Source organism: Acidovorax sp. NB1 (assembly GCF_005405905.1).
GTDB lineage: Bacteria > Pseudomonadota > Gammaproteobacteria > Burkholderiales > Burkholderiaceae_C > Acidovorax.
The window spans coordinates 60,363-86,072 of record NZ_BJHU01000003.1; the positions used below are offsets into that span (position 1 = coordinate 60,363).

Genomic DNA, 25,710 nt, shown 5'->3' on the forward strand with positions numbered 1-25,710 from the left:
TTATGCCTTGGCGTTCTGAATCGCTTCCCACACGCGGTGCGGCGACGCGGGCATGTCGAAGTCCTTCACGCCCAGGGGGCGCAGGGCGTCGAGCACGGCGTTGATCACCGCCGGGGGCGATCCGATGGCCCCGGCCTCGCCGCAGCCCTTGGTGCCCAGCGGGTTGTGGGTGCAGGGGGTGCAGACATGGCCGAGCTTGAACTCGGGGAAGTCGTCGGCGCGCGGCATGGCGTAGTCCATGAAGCTGCCGGTGAGCAGCTGGCCCGTTTCGCGGTCGTACACGCAGTTTTCCAGCAGCGCCTGGCCAATGCCCTGCACCAGCCCGCCGTGCACCTGGCCCTCCACGATCATGGGGTTGATGATGGTGCCAAAGTCATCCACGGCGGTGAACTTGTCCACGCGCGTGCTGCCGGTGGCGGGGTCGATCTCCACCTCGCAGATGTAGGTGCCAGCGGGGAAGGTGAAGTTGGTCGGGTCGTAGAAGGCGGTTTCGTTCAAGCCCGGCTCCAGCTTGTCGAGCGGGTAGTTGTGTGGCACATAGGCCGTGAGCGCCACCTGGCCAAACGGAATCTTCTTGTCCGTGCCGCGCACGGTGAATTCGCCGCCGCTGAAGTCGATGTCGGCGTCGCTGGCCTCCATCAGGTGGGCCGCGATCTTCTTGGCCTTGGCCTCGATCTTGTCCAGCGCCTTCATGATGGCCGCTCCGCCCACGCTGATGGAGCGCGATCCATACGTGCCCATGCCAAACGGCACGCGGCCCGTGTCGCCGTGCACGATGTCCACGTTCTCCACCGGGATGCCCAGGCGCGCCGCCACCACCTGCGCAAACGTGGTCTCATGCCCCTGGCCGTGGCTGTGCGAGCCGGTGAACACCGTCACGCTGCCCGTGGGGTGCACCCGCACCTCGCCGCATTCAAACAGCCCGGCGCGCGCACCCAGCGCCCCGGCGATGTTCGAAGGCGCAATGCCGCAGGCCTCGATGTAGCTGCTGTAGCCGATGCCACGCTTCAGGCCTTTGGCCTCGCTGGCCGCCTTGCGCGCGGCAAACCCGGCCACGTCGGCCAACTGCTGCGCCTGTGTCATGCACGCGTGGTAGTCACCAATGTCGTACTGCAGCGCCACAGGTGTCTGGTAGGGCCAGCTGGTGATGAAGTTGCGCTTGCGGATTTCGTCCTGGCCCAGGCCCATCTCCCAGCCGCAACGCGTGACCAGGCGCTCAAGCAGGTAGGTGGCCTCGGGCCGGCCCGCGCCCCGGTAGGCATCTACGGGCGCGGTGTTGGTGAACCACGAATCCACCTCCACGTACACCTGCGGCGTGGTGTACTGCCCCGCCAGCAGCGTGGCGTAGAGGATGGTGGGCACGGCGCTGGCAAAGGTGCTCAGGTAGGCGCCCAGATTGGCGTGGGTGTGCACGCGCATAGCCAGGAACTTGCCGTCCTTGTCCATGGCCATTTCGGCGTGGCTGATGTGGTCGCGGCCATGCGCGTCCGACAGGAAGGACTCGCTGCGGTCCGCCACCCACTTGATGTTGCGGTTGAGCTTCTTGGCGGCCCAGGTCAGGCACACGTCTTCGGCATACAGATAGATCTTGGAGCCGAATCCGCCCCCCACATCGGGCGCAATCACGCGCACCTTGTGTTCGGGCAGGCCCATCACAAACGCCGTCATCAGCAGGCGCTCGACGTGGGGGTTCTGGTTGCTCACGTACAGCGTGTATTCGTCGCTGGCCCGGTTGTAGCTACCGATGGCCGCGCGCGGCTCCATGGCGTTGGGGATGAGCCGGTTGTTGATCAAATCAAGCTGGGTGACATGGGCGGCGTTGGCAAACGCGGCGTCCACCGCGCCCTTGTCGCCAATGGCCCACTTGAAGCAGTGGTTGTCGGGCGCGATGTCGTGCAGCGCAGCACCTGGCACGGCCCCTGCGGCCGCATCGGCCACGTTGACCACGGCGGGCAGCACGTCGTAATCCACCTCCACCAGCTCGGCGGCATCGCGCGCCTGCTGCAGCGTCTGGGCCACCACCATGGCCACATGATCGCCCACATAGCGCACCTTGCCCTGCGCCAGGATGGGGTGTGGCGGCTCCTTCATGGGCTCGCCGTTGGTGCTGGTGATGAGCCAGCCGCAGGGCAGGCCATTGATGTTGTCGGCCGCCACATCGGCGCCCACAAACACGCCCAGCACGCCGGGCGCGGCCTTGGCGGCGCTGGTGTTGATGCTGTTGATGGCGGCATGCGCGTGTGGCGAGCGCACAAACACCGCATGGCTTTGTGCGGCCAGCACCACGTCGTCGGTGTACTGGCCTGCGCCGGTGAGGAAGCGGTAGTCCTCCTTGCGCTTGAGCGATTCGCCAATGTGCGGCAGCTTGGAAAAGTCGGATGCACCCATGGTTCTTCTCCTGTGTGTTTAAGCTGATGCCATGGCCTTTTGGCCGACCTGCACCGCACGCACGATGTTCTGATAGCCCGTGCAGCGGCAGATGTTGCCTTCGAGCAGCTCGCGGATCTCGCCTTCGCTGGCGTTGGGGTGGTTCTTGCACAGGTCCACCGCGCTCATCACCATGCCGGGGGTGCAGAAGCCGCACTGCAGGCCGTGGCATTCCTTGAACGCCGCCTGCATGGGGTGCATGGTGCCGTCGGGCGCGGCCATGCCTTCAATGGTGGTCACCTCGGCCCCCTGGGCCTGCACGGCGAGCATGGCGCAGGATTTGACGGCGCGGCCGTTGACGTGCACGGTGCAAGCGCCGCACTGGCTGGTGTCGCAGCCCACATGGGTGCCGGTGAGCGCAAGGTGCTCTCGCAGCGCATGGACAAGCAGGGTGTTGGGAGGGACGTCAACACTGGCAGCGCGCCCGTTGACCGTGAACTGGACTTGCATCTGGCTGTCTCCTGGGTAGGTTTTGGCTGGACTTACCTCGCGCATCTTCTGCCGCCCCCTACCACCCATCCCTAGGGACAACCCTAGATTTTCGGGCCCCCTCGCTGGATATTCTCAAAATGAAACATGTTGCAGCGCACACCGGCGCATCATGCGCAGCTCAAGGATTCGGATCACCATGCTGTCCTCCGCCCCCAGCTCCACCGCCCACCGCCACGCGCTGATTGCGCAGGCCCGCCAGACCCTGCTGGTGGATGGCGCAGCGCCCCTGCGTGCAGAGGTGGAGCCCTGGATTGCGCGGTCGTGGCAGCGCTGCCTGGCACAGGGCATGGACCCCACGCAGCGTGTGGTGTTCGAGGCCGTCAGCGCCCCAGCGCTGCGCCACAGCCTGGAGCAGAACCAGGCCCTGCTGCGCGCGGCCCGCCCCGTGCTGGAGCAGCTCACGCGCGCCATCGCGGGCATGCGCTACTTCGCCATCCTGACCGACGCCCGGGGCACCGTGGTCGAGGTGCAGGGCCACTGCGACGCGAGCGACCCACGCGCCAGCAGCATCGGCCGCGTGGGCATTGACCTCTCGGAAGCCGCTGTGGGCACCACGGCCATTGGCGCGGCGCTGGCCGAGCTGCAGCCCGTGTGGCTGCACCGGGGCGAGCATTTTCTGGATGACAACGGCAGCTACAGCTGCGCGGGCGCACCGCTGTTCGACCCCGAAGGCCGGTGCATGGGCATGCTGGACTTGACTGGCATCGACGTGCCCGAACGGCCCGAGCTGCGCCACCTGGTGGCACGCTCGGCCCGCGCCATGGAGGACGCCTTGCTGCTGCAGCGCCCCCACGCCCTGCTGCTGCGCATGAACTGGCCCGGCTGCACGCTGGGCGGCGAAGGCGACGGCCTGCTTGCACTCGACGCCGAAGGCTGCGTGGTGGGCGCGAACAGCATGGCCCGCCAGTTGGTGCCCCAGCCCTTGCGCGCAGCCGGAACGTCCACCCACTGCAGCGACCTGCTGGCCATGCCCTGGACCATGCTGTTCGACGCGGCCCGGCGCCACCCCGCGCAGCCACTGGACCTGCCCCTGTGGTCGGGCCTGCGCCTGCAGGCCCTGGTGCAGTGGCCTGCCCACCACCGCCGAAGTAGCCATGGAAGCCTTGGCGCTTCCACCTCTTTCAGCCCCAGCGCGGCCGCGCCCCTGGCGCCCACATCGCCGCCCGTGGCCGCACCGCTGCGCGAGGCCGAAACCGCCCTGATCCGCCAGGCGGTACAAGACGCCCGGGGCAACGTGGCCGAGGCCGCCCGCGCGCTGGGTATCAGCCGTGCCACGGTGTACCGCAAGCTGGGCACGCCCAAAGGGACATGAGCGGCGCTGCGCCAGCCCTACCCCGCGCGCACGCTGCCCGCCACCGTCGAAAACCTGAGTCAAAAAGGGCTTCTGCGCGCGACCCTATTGCCTTATAAGCTATAAAATAGATAGTAAACAAGTAATCCAGCAGGCCGCTGATCAGAGTTCCGCCAGTGCCAGCACCACGGCGTTTTCTTCGAGCACCAGCACCACGGCACTGCCCGCGCGCAACCCGCTCTGGGGCGCGGCAAAACCCACCATGTGCAGGCCCGCCGCCAGCTCGGCCGACACCTCATCGCCCGATTCGCCGCGCACCACACGGGTGGCCCGTGCGGGCAACCGGTGGGTGCCTGCGGGCGCGGCATCGGCAGTGGCGGTAGCAGACGCCGCACGCCCGCCACGCTCTACCCGCACCGCCGTGGCCTTGCACAGCGCCAGCACAGCCAGGCCCGGCTGCAGGCCCAACAGCTCGGCACTCTCGCGGGTGATGCGCGAGGCCAGCGACACGGCGCCTGCTGCCCCACCCAAGGCGCCTGCGCCCTCCCCCTCCAGCCGCAGGTGCACACACACGATCTGCCCCTGCACCACGAGCCGGTCCACCACGCAGGGCAGCTGGTTGCGCATGCTGGTGCGCACCGCCAGCCGCGCCAGCGCCGGGCCCGCGTGGGGCGTGGCCTGCCAGCGTGAGAGCACGGCGCCCCGCGCCTGCGCCATCGCATCGGCGGCGGCCAGCAGCTGGTGGCCCGCCTCGGTCAGTTGCGCGCCGCCGCCGCCCGCCCCGCCCACAGCGCGGGCCACCAGCGGTGTGCCCGCCAGGTTGGTGAGTGTGTCCACAGCCTGCCACGCGGCCTTGTAGCTCACGCCCACGGCACGGGCGGCCTGCGAGATGGAGCCACAGGCGCCAATCTGGCGCAGGATGTCGATGCGTTTGTCGGTCAGCGCGTGGCCCAGCGCGTCCGTGAGGGAAAGTGAAGCAGGCATGGGCTGATGATGCCTCACAGGGCTGTCAGCAAAGGGCCTTCAGGCCACCTTGCGGCGCAGCCCCGTGACCGGCTTGGCCTGCTTTTGCTGGCGCGCCAGCGCGCCGTCCGCCGCAGCCTTCAGCAACCGCTGGAAGGACGGGCATTGCGCATGGCTCTCGGCCGGGCAGGCGGCGGCGTGGCGCAGGCCGTTGCTCATGGCCTTGAGGCGCTTGACCATGGCGTCCAGCTCGTCGGCCTTGGCCGAGAGCAGCTGCCGGTCGATGCTGGGCTCGCCGCCGGGCAGAAACATGGAGCGGATCTCGTCCAGCGAGAACCCCGCCGACTGCCCCAGCGCAATCAAAGCCAGCTGGTCCAGCACGCCGGGCGCAAACCGGCGGCGCTCGCCGGGCGGGCCCACCGAGTGCACCAGCCCCTTTTCTTCGTAGTACCGCAGCGTCGATGCCCGCAGGCCCGAGCGTTTGGCGACTTCTGCAATGTCCATAAAAACACCTCCAACAAACCCTTGACTTCAAGTTGACTTGAACTTTTACAGTCCATTTAACCGTGAATTCAACCCGTTTTCACGTCCACCGTCCAAGGAGTTTTTTTATGGCTTTTCAATGGCAAGACTTCCCCCTCGCCCTGCTGATCGGCGTGGGCGCCACCGCCGTCATGGATGCCTGGCTGGTGCTGCTCCAGCGCCTGGGCGTGCCCACGCTCAACTTCGCGTTCATTGGCCGCTGGGTGGGCCACCTGTTGCGCGGCCAGTTCGCCCACACGGCCATCGCCAAAGCCAGCCCCATCCCGGGCGAGCAGGCCTGGGGCTGGCTCACGCACTACGCCGTGGGCGTGGGTTTTGCCACGGTGTTGGTGGCCATCCAGGGCGCGGACTGGGTGCGCAGCCCCACCCTGCTGCCCGCACTGGCCCTGGGCATTGGCACCGTGGCCGCGCCCCTGCTGGTGATGCAGCCGGCTATGGGCGCGGGCTTTGCCGCATCGCGCACGCCCACGCCGCTCAAGAACTGCCTGCGCAGCCTGGCCAATCACACCGTTTTTGGCTTCGGCCTGTACCTGTCCGCGCTGGCCATCGCACTGATTTCACGATGACCTCTTCCGCGCCTTTCCCAAGAAATCACCCCAACGGAAACCACACCATGCAACACATCGCCATCATTTATCACAGCGCCCACGGCCACACCGCCCACATCGCGCAGCAGGTCTGCCAAGGCGCCCAAGGGCTGCCCGGCATCCACGCCGAGCTGGTCCGGGCCGAAGACCTGGCCCACACCCCCGACGCCCTGCTGCGCTACGACGGCGTCATCCTCGGCTCGCCCACCTACCTGGGAGGGGTGTCCGGGCCGTTCAAGTCTTTCATGGACGCCACCGGCCGCTTGTGGAAAACGCAGCAGCTCAAGAACCGGCTCGCGGCAGGCTTCACCGTGTCGTCGTTGCCTGCGGGCGACAAGCAGTCCACGCTGCTGTCGATGTTTGTGTTTGCCATGCAGCACGGCATGGTGTGGGTAGGCAACCCCATCCTGCCCGAGCAGCATGCCGGTGTGCCGTATGACGAGGCCGCCAACCGGCTGGGCTCCTGGTCGGGCCTGATGGCGCAGGCAGGCCACGGGTCCCCCGCCGATGCCTTTGCGCCGGGCGATGTGAAAACGGCCCGGATGTTTGGCCGGCATTTTGCGCAGACCCTGCAGCGCCTGGGTACCGTGGCTGCACCGCAGCCCCACGAGGAGGTCACTGCGTGATCCCCGCCCGCTATGCCCCTTTGCTGTTCAGCCTCATCCTGTCGGGATGCATGTCGCTGCTGGTGTCGGGCATCTCCACCTGGCGCACGCTGCCGCCCGACCAGGGCTTTGTGGGCCTGTGGATGGGCGCCTGGCTGACCGGTTGGCTGTTCGCCTTTCCGGCGGTGATGCTGGCTGCCCCGCTGGCGCGCCGGGTTGTGGCCCGGCTTACCCAGCCAGGCCATGCAAAACCCAGTCAATAGCGATGCGTCCAGAAGGTTACTGCAGGCCAGTGCATATACTCTCGCTATTCCATTCATGAATAGCGCTTTGCGCCGCCACACCATGCTCCATCGCATCGTGCCCCTGACCCGCCACCTTTTGCTGGCGGGGCTCACCTACTCCGTGCTGCCAGCAGCGCATGCCGACACCGTCTCCGTCGCCGTGGCAGCCAACTTCACGGCCCCCATGCAGAAGATCGCTGCGGCCTTCGAGGCTGATACCGGCCACAAGGCCGAGCTGTCGTTTGGCGCCACCGGCAAGTTCTATGCACAGATCACCAACGGCGCACCGTTCCAGATCCTGCTGTCGGCCGACGACACCACCCCGGCCAAGCTGGAAAAAGAAGGCAAGGCCGTGCCCAACACCCGCTTCACCTACGCCGTCGGCACGCTGGTGCTGTGGAGTGCCCAGCCCGGCTATGTGGACGCCCAGGGCGCCGTGCTCAAGACCGGTGACTTCAAGCACCTGGCCATTGCCAACCCCAAGATCGCGCCCTATGGCCTGGCAGCCATGCAGACCATGGACAAGCTGGGCGTGACCGCCCGCGTGCAGCCGCGCCTGGTGCAGGGCGAGAACATTGCCCAGACCCACCAGTTCGTGGCCACCGGCAATGCACAACTGGGCTTTGTGGCGCTGTCGCAGGTGATGGCCGACGGCAAGATCACCAGCGGCTCGGCCTGGCAGGTGCCCGCCAACCTGCATGAGCCCATCCACCAGGATGCCGCCCTGCTGGAGACCGGCAAGGGCAATGCGGCGGCACTGGCGCTGATGCAGTACCTCAAGGGCGAGAAGGCCAGGGGCATCATCAAGTCCTACGGCTATAGTTTCTGACGGGCGACTGCTAAAACTCTCCTGGCGTCGTTGCCCCGCCTTGCTGTACTTTCAGTACTGTCTGCGACGGAGCGCCTAGCCAGGACCGCTACGCTGAGTTTTATCAGACGCCTGGAAGCGCCGTCAGCACTCCAATTACCTCAGAGCACTTCAACCTTCCATGCCTTTCTCCAGCGCCGATCTGGCGGCCATCGGCCTCACGCTGCGGCTGGCGGGCACCACCATGGTGCTGCTGCTGGTGCTGTGCACGCCGCTGGCCTGGTGGCTGGCCCACACGCCGTCGCGCTGGCGCGGGCCGGTGTCGGCCGTGGTGGCGCTGCCCCTGGTGCTGCCGCCCACGGTGATCGGTTTTTATCTGCTCGTGACCCTGGGGCCCCATGGCCCCGTTGGGCAGTTCACCCAAAGCCTGGGCCTGGGCACGCTGCCCTTCACCTTCTGGGGGCTGGTGGTGGGCTCGCTCATCTATTCGCTGCCGTTTGCGGTGCAGCCGCTGCAGCACGCGTTTGAAAGCATCGGTACACGCCCGCTGGAGGCGGCTGCCACGCTGGGCGCGGGGCCCATCGACCGGTTCTTCACGGTGGCACTGCCGCTGGCACGCCCGGGCTTTATCACTGCGGCGATCCTGAGCTTTGCGCACACCGTGGGCGAGTTTGGCGTGGTGCTCATGCTGGGCGGCAACATCCCCGGCGTGACGCGCGTGGTGTCGGTGCAGATCTACGACCATGTCGAGGCGCTGGAATACGCCCAGGCCCACTGGCTGGCCGGGGGCATGGTGATCTTCTCGTTCCTGGTGCTGCTGGGGCTCAACCTCACGCGGCACCGCGCGTCCATGGTGTCGTGAGGGAGTGATGGAAAAAGCACTGCACCGCCCCTCCATCGAGGCCCGCCTGCAACTGGTGCGCCCAGGCTTCACGCTCGATGTCGATTTGCACCTGCCCGGGCGCGGCTTGACGGCGCTGTTTGGTCCCTCGGGCTGCGGCAAGACCACCTGCCTGCGCGCCATCGCAGGACTGTCCCGCGCACGGCCCGGCCGCGTGGTGGTCAATGGCGAGGTCTGGCAGGACGAAGACGCCCACCTTTGGCGCCCCCCCCATGAGCGCGCGCTGGGCTATGTTTTCCAGGAGGCCAGCCTGTTCGACCACCTGAACGTGCGCGGCAACATCTCCTACGGCCTGCAGCGCACGCCGCCCGCACGGCGCCAGGTGGCGTTGGAGCAGGCCGTGGAACTGCTGGGCATTGGCCACCTGATGGAGCGAATGCCCCAGGCCCTGTCGGGCGGTGAGCGCCAGCGCGTGGCCATCGCGCGCGCGCTGGCCACAAGCCCGCGCCTGCTGCTCATGGACGAACCCCTGGCCGCGCTGGATGCGCAGCGCAAGGCCGAAGTCCTGCCCTACCTGGAGACGCTGCACCGCACGCTCGACATCCCGGTGCTGTACGTAAGCCACGCCATCGACGAAGTGGGACGGCTGGCAAACCACATGGTGCTGATGGGCGACGGCCGCGTGCTGGCCCAGGGCCCCACGGGCGAGCTGATCACGCGGCTGGATCTGCCCCTGGCCCATGGCGACGCGGCCGCCACGGTGATCGAAGGCACGGTGCAACGGCACGACGCGCACGACCACATCACCACCGTGGGGTTCAGCGGCGGGCAACTGCTGCTGGTCAGCCCCACAGCCCGCGCGCCAGGCGAGGCACTGCGCCTGCGGGTGCAGGCCCGCGACGTGAGCCTGGCCCTGGCCGCACCCGAAGACAGCAGCATCCTCAACATCCTTCCCGCCACCGTGGTGGCCCTGGCCGAAGACAGCCCGGGCCAGTGCATGGTGGCGCTGGATGCCGGGGCCACGCGGCTGCTGGCGCGGGTCACCCAGCGGTCGGCCCAGGCGCTGGGGCTGGCACCGGGCCGGGCTGTGTTTGCACAGGTCAAGGGCGTTGCCGTCGTGAACTGACCCCGTCCGAGAGCAGGCCGCACCGACCGTATGATGCCCCGCAGACACACAGCACAAAAGGGGAGGACAGGGTGGCCATGGTGCGGAAAAACCTATGCAGACAATCACTGACCGGCACGCACGCGCGACGCCTTGAAGGCGTGCACAACAATCCGCGCGCGGCCTGAACCATGGCAGCGCTCAAAACCCTGGTCCTGGGCGGTTATGGCAACTTTGGCGCACGCATCTGCCGCGCGCTGGCAGGCGGCCCGGCCACCCACCACGGCATCGCGCTGCTGGTGGCAGGCCGCGATGCCACACGCGCCCAGGCCCTGGCGCACACACTGGGCCATGGCGCACAAGGCATCGCGCTGGACCACCAGGCGCCCGGCCTGGCCGACCGGCTGCGCGCGCTGGGCGTGGGCCTGGTGATCCACACGGCGGGCCCCTTCCAGGCCCAGGCCTATGGCGTGGCCCAGGCAGCGGCCGAGGCGGGCGCGCACTACATCGACCTGGCCGACGGGCGCCGGTTTGTCTGTGACTTTCCAGCGGCGCTGCAGGCCACATTTGCGGTGGCCGGGCGCACCGCCGTCACCGGGGCCAGCACCGTGCCCGCGCTGTCGTCGGCCGTCATCGACCACCTGTGCGCAGGCTGGCAGCACATCGACAGCATTGACATCTGCATCGCCCCGGCGCAGCGCGCACCGCGCGGCGAGGCCACGCTGGCGGCCGTGCTGAGCTACTGCGGGCTGCCGATCCCCGTGTGGGAAGGCGGCCGCTGGCAAGCCCGGCGGGGCTGGGCTGGGCCCACACCGGTGCAGTTCCACCGCCTGCGGCCGCGCTTGGGGGCGGTGTGCGACATCCCGGACCTGGAAATTTTCCCGGCCCACTACCGGGTGCGCGACCGCGTCATGTTCCGCGCCGCACTGGAAGTGGGCCTGGCGCAGCGCAGCTTTGCCACCCTGGCCGCCCTGCGCCACTGGGGGCTGCTGCCCCACCCCGAAAAGCTGGCGGGGCTGCTGCACCGCACCGGCGGCGTGCTCGACGCCCTGGGCACTCCGCTGGGTGGCATGGTGGTGCGGGTGGCGGGCACGGATGCCCAGGGCCAGCCGCGCCAGCGTGCGTGGCACATTGCAGCCGACCACGACCATGGCCCCGAGATCCCCTGCATGGCCGCCATCCTGCTGGCCCGCCAACTGGCCGCCGGGCAGCCCCTGCCCACCGGCGCCCACACCAGCACGGGCCTGCTGCCCCTGGAGGCCTTCGCCCCCGAGTTTGCAAAGTGGGGCATGGTGACGGACATCGTGGAGGAGGCATGACGCCCGCAACCCATGCGCTGCTGCGCTGGAGCCTTGTCTTCGTCTGGCTGGCCACGGCCGTGGTGAGCGTGGTGGAGCTGAACGGCCAAAGCCGCGAACTGCTTGCGGGCTTGCCCAGCGGCTGGACCACGGGCAACGCCGTATGGCTGCCCACGGCGATCATTCTGGCGGGCGCGGCGGCCGATGCCGTGCTCGGGCTGTGGCTGGCGTTGCGCCCCAGTCGCAGTGCTTACCTGGGCGCGCTGGTGCTGATGGGGGCGATGACGCTGCTGGCCACCTTCATCCACCCCGCATGGTGGCTGCACCCACTGGGCCCGCTGACCAAGAACCTGCCGATTGCAGCCATTTTGTGGGTGCTGCTGCAAGACACGACCAATCCCACGCCCGAGCCATGAGCCTGTACCTGATCCTGAAATGGCTGCATATCGTCTCCAGCGTGCTGCTGGTGGGTACCGGGCTGGGCTCGGCGTTCTACATGTTCTTCACCAACCGCAGCGGCAATGTGCAGGCGCAGGCGGTGGTCACGCGCCTGGTGGTGCGGGCGGACTGGTGGTTCACCACGCCCACGGTGCTCATCCAGCCAGCCACCGGGCTCGCCATGGCGGCCATGGCCGGGCTGCCCTGGAGCACACCGTGGCTCGCGGTGTCCATCGCGCTGTACCTCGTGGCCGGTGCCTGCTGGCTGCCCGTGGTCTGGCTGCAGCTGCGCATGCGCGACATGGCAGCAGCGGCAGCCCAAGGGGACGGCGTGCTGCCCCCGCTGTATTGGCGTTATGCACGCTGGTGGGAGGCGCTGGGCTACCCCGCCTTTGTGGCGATGGCCGTGGTCTTCTACCTGATGGTGAACAAGCCCACCCTGGGCGTCTGAACCTATGATGGCCCCATGCTCATCGAAACGCTGGACACGGCCCGCGACCTGGGGCGCCTGAAGGAAATCCTGGGCGTGATGGTGCGCCACGGGTTTGGCGACACCGTGCGCCGCATGGGCCTGGCCGACCGGCTGGAGCGCGCGGGCCAGGCACTGAACTGGACGCACGCCGCCGACCTGGCCCGTGTCGAGCCCCCCGTGCAGGTGCGGCTGGCGCTGGAAGAGCTGGGCCCGGCGTTCGTGAAGTTCGGCCAGATCCTCGCGGGCCGGGCGGACCTGTTCGGCCCCGAATGGATTGCCGAGTTCGAGAAGCTGCACAGCCAGGTGCCCGCCGTGCCCATCGACGCCCTGCGCCCGCAGCTGCGCGAAGACCTGGGCGCCGAGCCGGAGGAGGTGTTTGCCTGGTTCGACACCACCCCGCTGGCCGCTGCCTCCATCGCCCAGGTACACCGTGCCCGCCTCCATGGCGGCACCGAGGTCATCGTCAAGATCCGCCGCCCCGGCATTGCCGACACCATCCACGCCGACCTGCGCCTGCTGCAGCGCCTGGCTGCGCTGGCCGAGGCCGAGCTGCCCACGCTCAAGCCCTACCGGCCCCAGCAGCTGGTGCGCGAGTTTGCGCGTTCGCTGCGGCGCGAGCTGGACCTTGCAGGCGAATGCCGCCAGGCAGAGCGCATAGCGGCCAACATGGCCGAGGCACTGCCCCACATCGTGATTCCGCGTGTGCACTGGACCTACACGCGCGAACGCATCAACGTGCAGGATTTCATCGACGGCATTCCGGGCGGCGCGCTGGCAGCGCTCACACCCGAGGCGGGTTTTGACCGCCGCGTGCTGGCGCAGCGGGGCGCACAGGCGGTGATCAAGATGATTGTGGAAGACGGCCTCTTCCACGCCGACCCGCACCCGGGCAATGTGTTCTACCTGCCGGGCAACCGCATTGCCTTCATTGACTTCGGCATGGTGGGGCGGCTGTCGCAGCGGCGGCGCGACGAACTGCTGCAACTGCTGCTGGGCCTGGTGGAGCACCAGCCCCAGGTGGTGGCCGATGTGCTGCTGGACTGGACGGGCGACGCCCAGGGACTGAACCTGGGCCAGCTCGAAACCGAGGTCGAGGCCTTTGTGGACCAGTACCACGGCGTGCCGCTGGCGCAGCTGAGCCTGGGCCAGATGCTGGCCGACGTGAGCGCCATCCTGCGCGAGCACCGCCTGGGCCTGCCGCCCGACCTGGCGCTGCTGATCAAGGCCTTCATATCGCTTGAAGGCATGGGCCGCAACCTGGACCCGGGCTTTCACATGGCCACCGAAACCCTGCCCGTGCTAAAGCAGGTGGTGCGCCACCGTTACCGCCCCGAAGCACTGGCCGGGCGCGCCTGGACCACACTGCGGCGGGTGCTGGCCACGGCGGAGCAGCTGCCGGACGACATAGGGCGCCTGCTGCGCAATGCGCGGCGCGGGCACCTGCAGGTGGGCATTGAGCTGGCCCACCTCAAGCGCGTGGGCGACCAGATCGACCGCTCGGCCAACCGCCTGGCCATGGCGCTGGTGATTGCGGCGCTGATCATCGGCTCGTCCATCGTGATGACCGTGAAGGGAGGGCCCACGCTGTTCGGGCTGCCCGCGTTTGGTTTTCTGGGCTTCTTTGGCGCGGTGGTGTGTGGCCTGTGGCTGGTGCGCGCCATCTGGCGCAGCAGCCACCACCGGGACGATGACTGACGACTGGGAAATTGCGGGTGTTGCCGCGCCACGGCTCAACCATCTGAAAAAGCCACACACCGTGCCGCCCCACCAGGCGGGCAGACGCGGTGTGTGCACACAAGAATCAACGCCCTATGCGCGCGGTGGTCAGGGCGCCCCAAACCCCATGCGGCGCAGCACCGCCTGTGCCGCCGGTTGGCGCAGCGCCTCGGCAAAGGCCTGCGCTGCCGCAGGCGCATCGGCGCGCACCGTCAGGCCATAGGCCGCGCCCACCTGCAGCGCAGGCGGCAGCTGCACCACGCGCAGACGCGGCACCTCGGCCTGCGCGGCCACGGCATTGGTGCAGTAGGTCAGGAACACATCGGCCTGGCGCTGGTCCATCACCCAGGCGTAGGTGCCCCGGCCTGTAGGCGGTTTGGGCGAATCCGCACCGCCCGTGAGCTTCAGGGCCTTGGCGTCCAGCTGCGCGTAGGCGCCCGTCTGCATCTTGTCGGCCTGGCGGAACAACGCCCAAGCGTAGTCGCCCGACGGGTCGGCCTTGGGCGTGGAGGTGCCCACACGCACATCGTTGCGCAGCAGGGTGGCCAGCAGGGTGTCGGGGGTGGCGCTGATCTGCTCGCTGGTCAAGGCACACAGCGCATTGCGTGTGAACACCACCGGGGCCAACCAGCCGCCCCGCGCCGCCAGGCGCTGGGGGTGGTCGGTGTCGGCCGAGACAAACACCTGCGCGGGCTCGCCCTTTTCGATGCGCTCGCGCAGCAGGCCCGAGGCGCCAAAGGCCAGCGCCACTTTCTGGCCCGTGCGCGCTTCGTGGTCGCGGGCGATCTCGGTGAAGGCCTCGCGCAGGCTGCCTGCGGCGTGGACCAGCACAGGGGCTGTGTCAGCCACCGGCGCCTTCGCAGGGCCCGCCGAACAACCGGCCAGGGCCCACGCGGCGACTGCAGCCGCAGCCACCAGGGAACGGCGTGCCATGGCGACCGCTCACTTCGCTGCGTTGGGGAAGAACAGCTGCTCCCCACCGATCTTGTAGCCCGCAATGGCCTGCTGGCCTGTGGGCGACACCACCCAGTCCACAAACTTCTGCGCGTCCTGTGTCTTCACATGCGGGTGCTTGGCAGGGTTGACCACCATCACGCCGTACTGGTTGAAAAGCTTGGTGTCGCCCTCGACCAGGATGGCCAGATCGGCACGGTTCTTGAAGTTGAGCCAGGTGCCCCGATCGGCCAGCACGTAGGCGTTGCTCGACGCGGCGATGTTGAGCGCAGGGCCCATGCCACAGCCGCATTCCTTGTAGCCGCTGCCCTTGGCTGCGTCAGCGCCCGCGAGCTTCCAGTAGCGCAGCTCGGCCGCGTGGGTGCCGCTCTTGTCGCCGCGCGAGACAAAGTTGCCGTTGGCAGTGGCCAGCTTCTGCAGCGCCGCCACGATGTCCTTGCCCTTGGTGCCTAGCGGGTCGTCCTTGGGGCCAATCAGGATGAAGTCGTTGTACATCACGGGGTAGCGCTTCACGCCCCAGCCGTCAGCCACAAACTTTTCCTCAGCCACCTGGTCGTGCACAAACAGCACATCGGCGTCACCGCGCCGTGCCATGTCGAGCGCCTGGCCGGTGCCCAGGGCCACCACCTTCACATCCAGGCCGCTGGCCTTTTTGAACTCGGGCATCAAGTGGCCAAACAGACCCGACTGCTCGGTGGACGTGGTGGACGCCATCGTGATGCTCTGGGCTGACGCAGTGCCGCTCGCTACAAAAACAGTAGCTATCAGCGCATACTGGACGCGCGCAAGAGGCTTAAAAACCTTGAAATTTTCTGTCATCGACATCATCCCAGTTCTCCTTTGACAAACAAACGGGCAGCCTCCGGCAAGGGGCCGTTGAAAAAATCGTGCACGGGCAGGTCGGCCACCAGGCGGCCGTGCTCCAGGTAGATCACGCGGCTGGCCAGGCGCTTGACCTGGCCCAGGTTGTGGCTGCTGAACACCATGGTCACGGGGTGGGCCGGGCCTGCGGCGCCGTGGCTGGCGGCAAAGTCGGCCATCAGGGCCTCGACCTCGCGCTTGGCATGCGGGTCGAGGCTGGCGGTGGGTTCGTCCAGCAGCAGCACATCGGGCCGCAGGGCCCAGGCGCGGGCCAGCGCCACGCGCTGCTGCTGGCCGCCGGACAGCGTGCGGGCGTTCTGCGCAGCAATGTCCTGCAGGCCCACGCGCTGCAGCGCCGTGAGCGCCTGAAGCCGCGCATCGCGCCAGCGCATGCCACGCAACCACAGGCCCAGCGCCACGTTGTTCTGCGCGCTGGTGCGCAGCATGTGCGGGCGCTGGAACAGCATGGCCTGGCGCAGCGTGGCATCGCAGTGCAGGCCGCCCGCCTGGGTGCCCGCCAGACCATTGAGCAAACGCAGCAAGGTGCTTTTGCCACAGCCGTTGGCGCCCACCAGCGCCACGCGCTCGCCGGGGGTGATGCGCAGCGTGACCTGTTCGAGCGCGGGCACGCGGCCATAGCGCACCGTCACCTGGCGCAGTTCGGCCCAGGGGGTGTCTGGCAAGCCGCTCATGCAGCCACCCCCACCGAGGTGCCGGATGCCGAGCCATCCACCCGCTCGCGCCAGCGGCGCAGCAGCGCAATCAGCACATTGAGCGCCAGCACCACGGCCAGCAGGATGATGCCCAGCGCCAGCGCCAGCGGCAGGTCGCCCTTGCTGGTCTCCAGCGCGATGGCGGTGGTCATCACACGCGTGAAACCGTCGATGTTGCCGCCCACGATCATCACCGCACCCACCTCGGAAATGGCGCGGCCAAACGATGCGAGCAGCACTGTGAGCAAGGCATAGCGCTCGTCCCAGGCCAGCAGCAGCGCCCGCACCAACGGGCCCGCGCCCATGGACCGCAACTGCTCGCCATGCGCGCGTTCGGCGTCTTCCACCACCTGGCGCGTAAGCGCCGTGACCACAGGCAGCACCAGGATGGCCTGCGCCAGCACCATGGCCTTGAAACTGAACAACCAGCCCAGCGACCCCAGCGGCCCGCTGCGCGACAGAACCAGGTAAACCACCAGCCCCACCACCACCGAGGGCACGGCCAGCAGGGTGTTGAGCACCGCCAGTGCCGCCCCGCGCCCCGTGAAGCGGGCCACGCCCAGCCAGGCGCCCAGCACCAGGCCCGCACCACACGCCAACAGGCATGCGGTGGCGCTGACGGACAGGGATCGGCCCACGATGGTCCAGAGGACGGGGTCGGAGGAGAGGGTGAGCTGCAGCGCTGTGACCGCGCTTTCGGTGAGGGTAGACATGGGTTCGGCTATCGTAGGCACCCATCCAATATCCAGCGATATGAACGTCCGTGCATAGGGTCCAACTTCACTACACACTCAGCAAGGATGCAGGCAACGCCCTCATCCGCAACCCGCTGCCCGAGCTGCTGCAGGCCGTGGCAGAACACGGATCCATCTCTGGCGCTGCACGCGCACTGGACCTCTCGTACCGCCATGTCTGGGGCGCACTCAAGCGCTGGGAGGACCAGCTGGGCGGCGAGCTGATCATCTGGGGCAAGGGCCAGTCGGCCCAACTCAGCGAGTTTGGCGCCAAGCTGCTGTGGGCCGAGCGCCAGGCCCAGGCCCGGCTGGCACCGCAGATTGCAGCCCTGAACGCCGACCTGGAGCGCGCGTTTGCCGTGGCCTTCGACCCCAACGCCCATGTGCTTACCCTGTACGCCAGCCACGACGACGCCCTGGTGGCGCTGCGCACACACGCCGCACAGGCCGATACAGGGGCGCTGCACCTGGATATCCGCTTCACCGGCAGCGTGGACGCGATCCGCGCACTGAACGAGGGGCGCGGCACGCTCGCAGGCTTCCACACGGTGGACAAGGCCGGGGCCGACTCGCTCACCGCCCAGACCTACCAGCCCCTGCTGCAGCCGGGCCTGCACAAGATCATCGGCTTTGCGCAGCGCACGCAGGGCCTCATCGTCGCGCCGGGCAACCCGCTGGCGCTGCAGAGCCTGCAGGATGTGGCCCGCACCGGCGCCCGCTTTTTGAACCGCCCTCTGGGCACAGGCACGCGGGTGCTGCTGGACGACCTGCTCGCGCAGGCGGGGCTGGAGCCGGCCCGCATCCTGGGCTACGAACTCAACGAGCCCTCCCACACCGCCATTGCCCAGGCCGTGGCCGCCGGGGCGGCCGATGTGGGCATGGGCATCGAGGTGGCGGCGCGTGCGCGCGGGCTGGATTTTGTGCCGCTGGTGCACGAGCGCTACCACCTGGCCTGCCTGAAAGCCAGCCTGGACCAGCCCGCCACGCTGGCCCTGCGCACCCTGCTGCAAACCCCCGAATGGCTGGCGCAGATGGCCACCCTGCCCGGCTACAGCCCCTTGCGCTGCGGCGAGGTGCTGGCCATGAGCCGGGTACTGCCCTGGTGGGAGTTCACGCGCAAAAAACGCGCTCCGACATCTAGGAAGAAACCCTAATCGCTCCACTTTTGATAGCTAAAGAACAAGAGCCTGCTGCGGGATAACACCGTCACGCATCCGTCAGCCTGGGCCTACAGTGCTCCGTAGAATCGCGCCGTTGTAAAAGTTTGTCGGGCCGCTGCGCCCACCTGCGCGCAGCCCGACATATCGCATGCACAGCCTTTTTATTGGAGACACCATGCAGGCTCTACTGAAGTTATCAAGGGGGATCGACTGGCTTAACACCCAGGTCGGTAAATACGTGGTCTGGCTGATTCTGGCCTCCACAATCATCAGCGGCGTGAATGCCATCGTGCGCAAGGCGTTCAACATCAGCTCCAACGCCTTCCTCGAAGTGCAGTGGTACCTGTTTGCCGCTTCGTTCCTGCTGGCAGCGGGTTACACGCTGCTGCAGGGCGAGCATGTGAAGGTGGACGTGATCTCCAGCCGCTTTTCCAAGCGCACCCAGATCTGGATCGACGTGTTTGGCTACATCGCCTTCCTCACGCCCATGTGCCTGGCCGTGCTCTGGTATGGCATTCCCTTCTTCACCCGCGCACTGGCGTCGGGCGAAATGTCGAACAACGCAGGCGGCCTGATCCGCTGGCCCGTCTACCTGATGATGCCGCTGGGCTTTGCGCTGCTGTGGCTGCAGGGTATCTCCGAGCTGATCAAGCGCCTGGGCTTCCTCCAGGGCCTGATCGAAGACCCCACGGTCAAGAAAGTGGAAAAAACCGCCGAGGAAGAACTCGCCGAATCGATCCGCAACCTGGCTGAAGCCGCCAAGGGCAACGGCAAGAACAAGACCGAGGCCGTCTGAGCGGAGCACACACCATGGAATTCATTGCACACAACCTCGCCCCGATCATGTTCGCGGGGCTCATCTGCTTCTTGCTGGTCGGCTTCCCGGTCGCCTTCAGCCTGGGTGCCTGCGGCCTGTTCTTCGCATTCATCGGCATCGAGCTGAATGTATTGCCCGAGGCCCTGCTGCAAGCCGTGCCGCTGCGCATCTTCGGCATCATGCAGAACGACACCCTGCTGGCCATTCCGTTCTTCACGCTCATGGGGCTCATATTGGAGCGAAGCGGGATGGCGGAAGACCTGCTGGACACCATCGGTCAGCTGTTCGGTCCCATCCGTGGTGGCCTGGCACTGGCCGTGATCTTCGTGGGCGCGCTGCTGGCAGCCACCACGGGCGTGGTGGCCGCTTCGGTGATCTCGATGGGCCTGATCTCGCTGCCCATCATGCTGCGGTACGGCTATGACCGGCGGCTGGCCGCCGGGGTGATTGCCGCCTCCGGCACGCTGGCGCAGATCATTCCGCCCTCTCTGGTGCTGATCATCATTGCCGACCAGATGGGCCGCAGCGTGGGCGACATGTACAAGGGCGCCTTCCTGCCCGGCCTGATGCTCACCGGCTTCTATGCGCTATACGTCATCCTGCTGGCCATCTTCAAGCCCCAGTGGGTGCCTGCCATCCCCCCCGAAGCACGCACGCTCCGGGGTGACGACGGCAAGAGCGGCGTGCCTTCGCTGCTGGTGCTGACCGGCATCTGCGTGGCCGCTTCGATCTATGTCGCCAAGAACATGCCCGCCCTGCACAGCTGGTGGTCGGGTGAAACCGTAGACAAGGTCGCGCTGGACGAAACCATCGTGGTCTCCATGTGTTTTGGCGTGGCCCTGGCCTTTGTGGCCGCCAGCATCAACAAGATCACCCGCATGGGCCTGCTCTCCCGCGTGGCCGAGCGTGTGACCTTTGTGCTGATCCCGCCGCTGCTGCTGATCTTCCTGGTGCTGGGCACCATCTTCCTGGGTGTTGCCACCCCCACCGAAGGCGGCGCCATGGGCGCACTGGGCGCCGGCATCATGGCCATCATCCGTGGCCGACTGACGCTGTCGCTGCTCAAGCAGGCCATCACCACCACCACCAAGCTGTCGTGTTTTGTGGTTTTCATCCTGGTGGGAGCCACCATCTTCGGTCTCACCTTCCAGGGTGTGGACGGCCCGCTGTGGGTGGAGCACCTGCTGACCGGCCTGCCTGGCGGCCAGCTCGGCTTCCTCATCGTCGTGAACATCATGGTGTTCTTCCTGGCGTTCTTCCTGGACTTCTTCGAGCTGTCCTTCATCGTGGTGCCTTTGCTGGCCCCCGTGGCCCACAAGCTGGGTATTGACCTGATCTGGTTCGGCGTGCTGCTGGCCGTGAACATGCAGACCTCGTTCATGCACCCCCCATTTGGCTTTGCGCTGTTCTACCTGCGCAGCGTGGCACCAGCCAAGGAGTACATGGACAAGGTCACCAAGAAGATGATTGCACCAGTGACCACGCCACAGATCTACTGGGGCGCCATTCCCTTCCTGTGCATCCAGCTGCTGATGGTGGGCCTGATCATTGCGTTCCCCGGCATCGTCTCCAGCGGTCTCGACAAGGAAGTGGTCTATGACCTCGACAAGGTGCGCATGGAAATGGAAGCCACCATGCCAGGCGAGGCAGCCGAAGCCGCGGACCCCACCGCAGGCATGGAGGGCGCCGCAGCAGCCCCCGGCAGCGACACGGCAGCGCCCGCAGCAGATGACCCACTGAAGGCCCTGCAAGACTCGATGGCCAACGATAAGAAGTGATGTGACACGGCTGCAGGGGCGGCAACACCCCTGACAACAGCCTCTCACAGAGCCCCTTCAAAGCCCCGGCGGACGCCATCCGCCGGGGCTTTTTTCATGGCCGCACGCACAGGGACCGATCGAGGGCAGACCAGAAGCAGCCCCAGGCCACCCGTGGTGCGGAACACCCGGCACCCACAGAAGGCAGGCCGGGGCACCCTCCGATGTTTGTGTCCGCAACTCGCCAGGCGGGGTCGTGGCGCAGTTGCAGGGACTCGGGAACGGGACTGTGGAGGACGGCGCAAGGCAAGGGCCAGCGCAATGCCGACTGGCGCTTTTACAGCCCGCTGCAGAAGCTTCCGCCCCTCCATCCCGAGACATGCGCGGTTAGAAACACTGCCCCATCCCGCATGGCCGCCTTTCGCACAGCCGCTTCCCGCCATCGCCCCTCCAGCATCAGCAGCTCTGCAGCGGGAATATCACGCCACCCCGGGCACCGGGCACAAGACAAGCACTGTTGGCAAGGCTCAGGCACAAAAAAACCCGCCAGGCGAACCTGGCGGGTTGATCGTTGGAACCATGCGGCACGGGGCCGCAAGGACTCGCAGCGCTTAGACCTTCTGCGCGGACATGAAGGTGTCGTAACGGGCTTCGGCAAAGCGGAACCACAGGATCTGATCGCGCTGGAAAGTGCGCATGTCGGCGTAGATCTTCTTCCACTCGGGGCTCTTGGCGTCGTTCTCGGCGAACACTTCCATGGAGGCCTTGAAGGAGGCATCCATCACCGCCTGCGAGAACGGCAGCACCTTGGTCTTGGCAGCCACCAGTTGCTTGAGCGCCGTCGGGTTCAGTGCGTCGTACTTGGCCAGCATGTCGATGTGGGCCACATTGGTAGCGGCTTCGATGATGGCCTTGTTCTCAGCCGACAGGCCGTCAAACGCCTTCTGGTTGACGAAGAAGTCCACTTCAGGACCACCTTCCCACCAGCCGGGGTAGTAGTAGAAGGGAGCAACCTTGTTGAAGCCCAGCTTCTGGTCGTCGTAAGGACCCACCCACTCGGCAGCGTCCAGCGTGCCCTTTTCGAGGGCTTGGTAGATTTCACCGCCAGGGATGCTCTGGGGCACGGCACCCAACTTCTGCATCACTTCACCCACCAGACCGCCGCCCAGGCGCATCTTCATGCCCTTGAAGTCGGCAGGCGACTTGATTTCCTTGCGGTACCAGCCACCCATCTGGGTGCCGGTGTTGCCGCCTGCAAAGCTGATGGCGTTGTAGTTCGCGTAGAACTCGTTCATCAGCTTGCGGCCGTTGCCATGCAGCATCCAGGCGTTCATCTGGCGGGCATTGAAGCCGAAGGGGATGGCCGAGCCCAGCGCGAAGGCGGGGTTCTTGCCATAGAAGTAGTAAGGCACGGTGTGGCACATCTCCACGGTGCCTTGCTGCACGCCGTCCATCACGCCGAAGGGAGGCATCAGCTCGCCACCTGCGTGCACGGAGATTTCAAACTTGCCACCGGACATGGCCTTGACGGCCTTGGAGAACACATCAGCGCCACCGTAGATGGTGTCCAGCGACTTGGGGAAGCTGGAAGCCAGACGCCAGCGGATGGCGGCCTGGGCGTGGACAGCAGGCGCAGCGCCCGCAGCCAGCACACCGGCGATGCCAGCGTGCTTGATGATTGAACGACGATCCATGAGGTTCTCTCCGATATATTGATTGCAAAACTTGGACTGCACGCGTTGTGCACGACAAGCCAAGGACTCGATTCAGCCGAGGCTCATTGTAGGAACATGCCCCGGGGGACTTTTGCGGGTTTTCCCGCGAAATCCGGCGCTGGCGATGCACCTTCAGGCTTCTGCAAGCATCCGCAAGGCAGCACGGAAAGGCGCGCCCGGCGACGCGCGAAACAACCACCGGGCTCCACCACCCGGCAGGCACGGACGGTCAGGCGGCGTGGCCGGGCAGGAAACGCGCCGCAATCGATGCGCGGATGCCTGCCGCATCCAGCCCTTGCAGCGACAGCAGCTTGGCGGGGTCACCGTGTTCGATGAACACATCGGGCAGGCCCAGTTGCAGCACGGGGCGCACGATGCCCATGGTGTTGAGCGCCTCGGTCACCGCGCTGCCAGCACCGCCCTGGATGGCACCCTCTTCCAGCGTGACCAGGGCATCGTGGCGCTCGGCCACATCGCGCAGCAGGGCCTCGTCGATGGGTTTGGCCCAGCGCATGTTGACCACGGTGGCATCGAGCGATTCAGCCGCCTCCAGCGCAGGGTACAGCAGGGTGCCAAACGAGAGGATAGCAATGCGCGGCGCCTTGGCGTCTGTGCCCTGGCGCTCACGGCGGATCTCGCCCTTGCCGTACGGCAGGGCCTCCAGACCAGCCAGCGGCGCAACACCCGCGCCGCTGCCGCGCGGATAGCGCACGGCCACGGGATGGTTCTGTTCGAAGGCCGTTGTGAGCAGCTGACGGCATTCGCGCTCGTCGGCCGGGCAGGCCATGCCCATGTTGGGGATGCAGCGCACGAAGGGGATGTCATACGCCCCCGCATGGGTGGCGCCGTCAGCGCCGACCAGGCCCGCGCGGTCCAGCGCAAACACCACGGGCAGGTTTTGCAGGGCCACGTCGTGGATCAGCTGGTCGTAGCCGCGCTGCAGGAAGGTGGAATAGATCGCCACCACGGGCTTCACGCCCTCGCAGGCCATGCCCGCTGCAAACGTAACGGCGTGCTGCTCGGCAATGCCCACGTCGTAGTAGCGGTCGGGAAAGCGCTTTTCAAATTCGACCATGCCCGAGCCTTCGCGCATGGCAGGCGTGATGCCCACCAGGCGCATGTCCTGCGCGGCCATGTCGCACAGCCACTGGCCGAACACCTGGGTAAAGGTGGGCTTGGGCGGGGTGGCGGGCTTGGTCAGGCCCACGCTGGGGTCGAACTTGCCGGGGCCGTGGTAGGCCACGGGATCGGCCTCGGCCAGCTTGTAGCCCTGGCCCTTCTTGGTCACCACATGCAGGAACTGCGGGCCCTTCAGGCTCTTGATGTTTTCGAGCGTGGGGATCAGCGAATCGAGGTCGTGCCCGTCGATGGGGCCGATGTAGTTGAAGCCGAATTTTTCGAACAGCGTGGCGGGCACCACCATGCCCTTGGCCTGCTGCTCGAAGCGCTTGGCCAGCTCCAGCAGCGGCGGCACGGGCTTGAGCACGGTCTTGCCCACGTTCTTGGCAGCCGCGTAGAACTGGCCGCTCATGAGCTGTGCCAGGTAGCGGTTGAGCGCGCCCACGGGCGGGCTGATCGACATGTCGTTGTCGTTGAGCACCACGAGCAGGTTGGCGTCGGCCACGCCCGCGTTGTTCAGCGCCTCGAAGGCCATGCCTGCCGTCATGGCGCCATCGCCAATGATGGCCACCGCGTGGCGGTTCTCACCCTTGCGCTTGGCGGCCAGGGCCATGCCCAGTGCGGCCGAGATACTGGTGCTGGAATGCGCTGTGCCAAAGGTGTCGTAGATGCTTTCGGCACGCTGCGGAAAGCCCGAGATGCCACCCAGCTGGCGCAGCGTGTGCATGCGGTCGCGCCGGCCGGTCAGGATCTTGTGCGGATAGGTCTGGTGGCCCACGTCCCACACCAGGCGGTCTTCCGGGGTGTTGAAGACATGGTGCAGGGCCACGGTCAGCTCCACCGTGCCCAGGTTCGAGCTGAGGTGGCCGCCGGTCTGGGAGACGCTGTGCACCACAAACTCGCGCAGCTCGGCAGCCAGCGCCTTGAGGTCGGCCCGCGCCAGCTGGCGCAGGTCTGCCGGGTCATTGATGGTCTGCAGCAGGGGGAATGAGGTCGTGGACATTTACTATTCTTTTAATAGCTACTAACGCATGATGGACAGGCGGTAGAGGCCAATTTTGTTCAAATTCTAGTAAGAGCGGCGCACCACCATGTCGGCCAACGCGGCCAGGGCGCGGGTGTCGGGCAAACCGCTGCGCGCCAATGCGGCGTGGGCGTCGTGCAGCAGTTCCTGGGCATGCGCCTGGGCGCGCTCCAGGCCCAGCAACGAGACATAGGTGGGCTTGTCGGCGGCGGCATCCTTGCCTGCAGTCTTGCCCAGCGTGGCGGAATCAGCCACCACGTCCAGGATGTCGTCCACCACCTGGAACGCGAGACCCATGGCCGCCCCGTAGTCGGACAGTGCCTGGTAGGCGTCGGGTGCCGCGTGGCCACACACGGCGCCCATGAGCACGCTGCCCTGCAGCAGCGCGCCGGTCTTGAGCCGGTGCATCTGGCGCAGTTGGTCTTCGGTCAGCGCCACGCCCACACTGGCCAGGTCGATCGCCTGGCCGCCCGCCATGCCGGCCGAGCCTGCGGCGCGCGCCAGCAGGCGACACAGCGTGGCCTGCATGGTGGCTGGCACGGCGCTGTCATCGGGGGTGAGCAGTTCGAACGCAAAGGCCTGCAGCGCGTCGCCCGCCAGCAAGGCCTGGGCTTCGCCAAACTGCACATGCACCGTGGGCTTGCCCCGGCGCAGCACGTCGTTGTCCATGCAGGGCATGTCGTCGTGCACGAGGGAATAGGCATGGATCAGTTCCACCGCACAGGCGGCGCGCAGGGCCGCTTCGCCGGACACCTCCGCAGCAGGCGTGCCACTGCACACCGCCTCGTACGCGGCCAGCACCAGCAGCGGCCGCAGGCGCTTGCCGCCATCGAGCACGGCGTAGCGCATGGCATCGCCCAGCCCGGCAGGGGCGCCGTGGCCCACCCACCCGGACAGGGCCTGCTCCACGCGGGCCAGGTGGTTCTGGCTCCAGGGGCTCACATCAAACAAAGGGAGATGACTCATCACTGCGGCGGTCGGCGCGG

Annotated in this window: 25 protein-coding genes; 14 read left to right on the forward strand and 11 right to left on the reverse strand. The window is 67.1% G+C overall.

Annotation, left to right across the window (positions count from 1 at the left end; translation table 11 throughout):
• Positions 1-2,388, reverse strand: a complete 2,388-nt coding sequence (locus tag AvAM_RS00430) for a xanthine dehydrogenase family protein molybdopterin-binding subunit (RefSeq protein ID WP_137745249.1) — start codon at positions 2,386-2,388, stop codon at positions 1-3.
• A gap of 18 nt (positions 2,389-2,406) precedes the next feature.
• Positions 2,407-2,877 (reverse strand): (2Fe-2S)-binding protein, encoded by a 471-nt coding sequence (locus AvAM_RS00435; RefSeq protein ID WP_066691268.1) that lies wholly within the window; start codon positions 2,875-2,877, stop codon positions 2,407-2,409.
• A gap of 178 nt (positions 2,878-3,055) precedes the next feature.
• Between AvAM_RS00435 and AvAM_RS00440 the strand changes: the two genes are divergently transcribed.
• Positions 3,056-4,231 (forward strand): sigma-54-dependent Fis family transcriptional regulator, encoded by a 1,176-nt coding sequence (locus AvAM_RS00440; RefSeq protein WP_137745250.1) that lies wholly within the window; start codon positions 3,056-3,058, stop codon positions 4,229-4,231.
• Between the two features lie 141 nt (positions 4,232-4,372).
• Here the strand turns inward: AvAM_RS00440 and AvAM_RS00445 are convergent, their stop codons facing one another.
• Entirely contained in the window at positions 4,373-5,194 is an 822-nt protein-coding gene (locus AvAM_RS00445) for a TOBE domain-containing protein (RefSeq protein WP_137745251.1), read from the reverse strand.
• Between the two features lie 39 nt (positions 5,195-5,233).
• Complete coding sequence (locus tag AvAM_RS00450) at positions 5,234-5,677, reverse strand: helix-turn-helix domain-containing protein (protein ID WP_137745252.1); 444 nt, start codon at positions 5,675-5,677, stop codon at positions 5,234-5,236.
• Positions 5,678-5,784: 107 nt separating this feature from the next.
• Between AvAM_RS00450 and AvAM_RS00455 the strand changes: the two genes are divergently transcribed.
• From AvAM_RS00455 to AvAM_RS00500, 10 genes are all read left to right on the forward strand, one after another.
• The gene (locus tag AvAM_RS00455; RefSeq protein WP_137745253.1) at positions 5,785-6,282 is read left to right on the forward strand and encodes a DUF2938 domain-containing protein; all 498 of its coding nucleotides are present in this window, start codon (positions 5,785-5,787) and stop codon (positions 6,280-6,282) included.
• A gap of 47 nt (positions 6,283-6,329) precedes the next feature.
• A complete protein-coding gene (locus AvAM_RS00460) occupies positions 6,330-6,929 on the forward strand; it encodes a flavodoxin family protein (protein WP_137745254.1) in 600 nt (199 codons plus the stop codon).
• On the forward strand, positions 6,926-7,171 hold the full coding sequence (locus tag AvAM_RS00465) for a DUF2798 domain-containing protein (protein ID WP_137745255.1): 246 nt from the start codon (positions 6,926-6,928) through the stop codon (positions 7,169-7,171). The genes AvAM_RS00460 and AvAM_RS00465 overlap by 4 nt, the downstream gene beginning before the upstream one ends.
• A gap of 82 nt (positions 7,172-7,253) precedes the next feature.
• Entirely contained in the window at positions 7,254-8,021 is a 768-nt protein-coding gene (gene modA, locus AvAM_RS00470) for a molybdate ABC transporter substrate-binding protein (RefSeq protein ID WP_137745256.1), read from the forward strand.
• A 160-nt stretch (positions 8,022-8,181) separates the two neighbouring features.
• A complete protein-coding gene (modB, locus tag AvAM_RS00475; RefSeq protein ID WP_137745257.1) occupies positions 8,182-8,862 on the forward strand; it encodes a molybdate ABC transporter permease subunit in 681 nt (226 codons plus the stop codon).
• A 7-nt stretch (positions 8,863-8,869) separates the two neighbouring features.
• On the forward strand, positions 8,870-9,967 hold the full coding sequence (modC, locus tag AvAM_RS00480; RefSeq protein WP_137745258.1) for a molybdenum ABC transporter ATP-binding protein: 1,098 nt from the start codon (positions 8,870-8,872) through the stop codon (positions 9,965-9,967).
• A 170-nt stretch (positions 9,968-10,137) separates the two neighbouring features.
• Positions 10,138-11,265 carry a saccharopine dehydrogenase family protein gene (locus AvAM_RS00485; protein WP_137745259.1) on the forward strand — a complete coding sequence of 376 codons (1,128 nt, stop codon included), beginning with the start codon at positions 10,138-10,140 and terminating at the stop codon, positions 11,263-11,265.
• Complete coding sequence (locus AvAM_RS00490; RefSeq protein ID WP_137745260.1) at positions 11,262-11,660, forward strand: DoxX-like family protein; 399 nt, start codon at positions 11,262-11,264, stop codon at positions 11,658-11,660. The genes AvAM_RS00485 and AvAM_RS00490 overlap by 4 nt, the downstream gene beginning before the upstream one ends.
• Entirely contained in the window at positions 11,657-12,133 is a 477-nt protein-coding gene (locus AvAM_RS00495; protein WP_137745261.1) for a DUF2269 domain-containing protein, read from the forward strand. The genes AvAM_RS00490 and AvAM_RS00495 overlap by 4 nt, the downstream gene beginning before the upstream one ends.
• A 15-nt stretch (positions 12,134-12,148) precedes the next feature.
• Positions 12,149-13,849 (forward strand): AarF/ABC1/UbiB kinase family protein, encoded by a 1,701-nt coding sequence (locus AvAM_RS00500; protein WP_137745262.1) that lies wholly within the window; start codon positions 12,149-12,151, stop codon positions 13,847-13,849.
• A gap of 129 nt (positions 13,850-13,978) precedes the next feature.
• On the opposite strand, the gene AvAM_RS00505 is transcribed toward AvAM_RS00500, so the two are convergent.
• Genes AvAM_RS00505 through AvAM_RS00520 form a run of 4 tightly spaced genes read right to left on the reverse strand, consistent with a single transcriptional unit; the run spans position 13,979 to position 17,111 of the window.
• Entirely contained in the window at positions 13,979-14,803 is an 825-nt protein-coding gene (locus tag AvAM_RS00505; protein WP_137745263.1) for a molybdate ABC transporter substrate-binding protein, read from the reverse strand.
• 9 nt (positions 14,804-14,812) lie between these two features.
• Entirely contained in the window at positions 14,813-15,649 is an 837-nt protein-coding gene (locus AvAM_RS00510) for an extracellular solute-binding protein (RefSeq protein ID WP_375708123.1), read from the reverse strand.
• Positions 15,649-16,368 (reverse strand): phosphate ABC transporter ATP-binding protein, encoded by a 720-nt coding sequence (locus tag AvAM_RS00515; protein WP_375708124.1) that lies wholly within the window; start codon positions 16,366-16,368, stop codon positions 15,649-15,651. Before AvAM_RS00515 ends, AvAM_RS00510 begins: the two co-directional genes overlap by 1 nt.
• Positions 16,369-16,373: 5 nt before the next feature.
• A complete protein-coding gene (locus tag AvAM_RS00520) occupies positions 16,374-17,111 on the reverse strand; it encodes an ABC transporter permease (RefSeq protein ID WP_137745265.1) in 738 nt (245 codons plus the stop codon).
• 50 nt (positions 17,112-17,161) lie between these two features.
• On the opposite strand from AvAM_RS00520, the gene AvAM_RS00525 reads away from it, so the two are divergent.
• The 3 genes from AvAM_RS00525 to AvAM_RS00535 all read left to right on the forward strand — a co-directional run bounded on the left by AvAM_RS00525 (position 17,162) and on the right by AvAM_RS00535 (position 20,887).
• Positions 17,162-18,286, forward strand: coding sequence for a substrate-binding domain-containing protein (locus tag AvAM_RS00525; RefSeq protein WP_137745266.1), 1,125 nt, complete (start codon positions 17,162-17,164; stop codon positions 18,284-18,286).
• 181 nt (positions 18,287-18,467) lie between these two features.
• Positions 18,468-19,088 carry a TRAP transporter small permease subunit gene (locus tag AvAM_RS00530; RefSeq protein ID WP_137745267.1) on the forward strand — a complete coding sequence of 207 codons (621 nt, stop codon included), beginning with the start codon at positions 18,468-18,470 and terminating at the stop codon, positions 19,086-19,088.
• A 14-nt stretch (positions 19,089-19,102) separates the two neighbouring features.
• Positions 19,103-20,887 (forward strand): TRAP transporter large permease subunit, encoded by a 1,785-nt coding sequence (locus AvAM_RS00535; protein ID WP_137745268.1) that lies wholly within the window; start codon positions 19,103-19,105, stop codon positions 20,885-20,887.
• A 590-nt stretch (positions 20,888-21,477) separates the two neighbouring features.
• Here AvAM_RS00535 and AvAM_RS00540 read toward each other — a convergent pair.
• From AvAM_RS00540 to AvAM_RS00550, 3 genes are all read right to left on the reverse strand, one after another.
• Positions 21,478-22,560, reverse strand: a complete 1,083-nt coding sequence (locus AvAM_RS00540; RefSeq protein WP_063462656.1) for a TRAP transporter substrate-binding protein — start codon at positions 22,558-22,560, stop codon at positions 21,478-21,480.
• 250 nt (positions 22,561-22,810) lie between these two features.
• Positions 22,811-24,703, reverse strand: a complete 1,893-nt coding sequence (dxs, locus tag AvAM_RS00545) for a 1-deoxy-D-xylulose-5-phosphate synthase (protein WP_137745269.1) — start codon at positions 24,701-24,703, stop codon at positions 22,811-22,813.
• 66 nt (positions 24,704-24,769) lie between these two features.
• Complete coding sequence (locus AvAM_RS00550; RefSeq protein WP_375708125.1) at positions 24,770-25,690, reverse strand: polyprenyl synthetase family protein; 921 nt, start codon at positions 25,688-25,690, stop codon at positions 24,770-24,772.
• Positions 25,691-25,710: the final 20 nt, after the last annotated feature.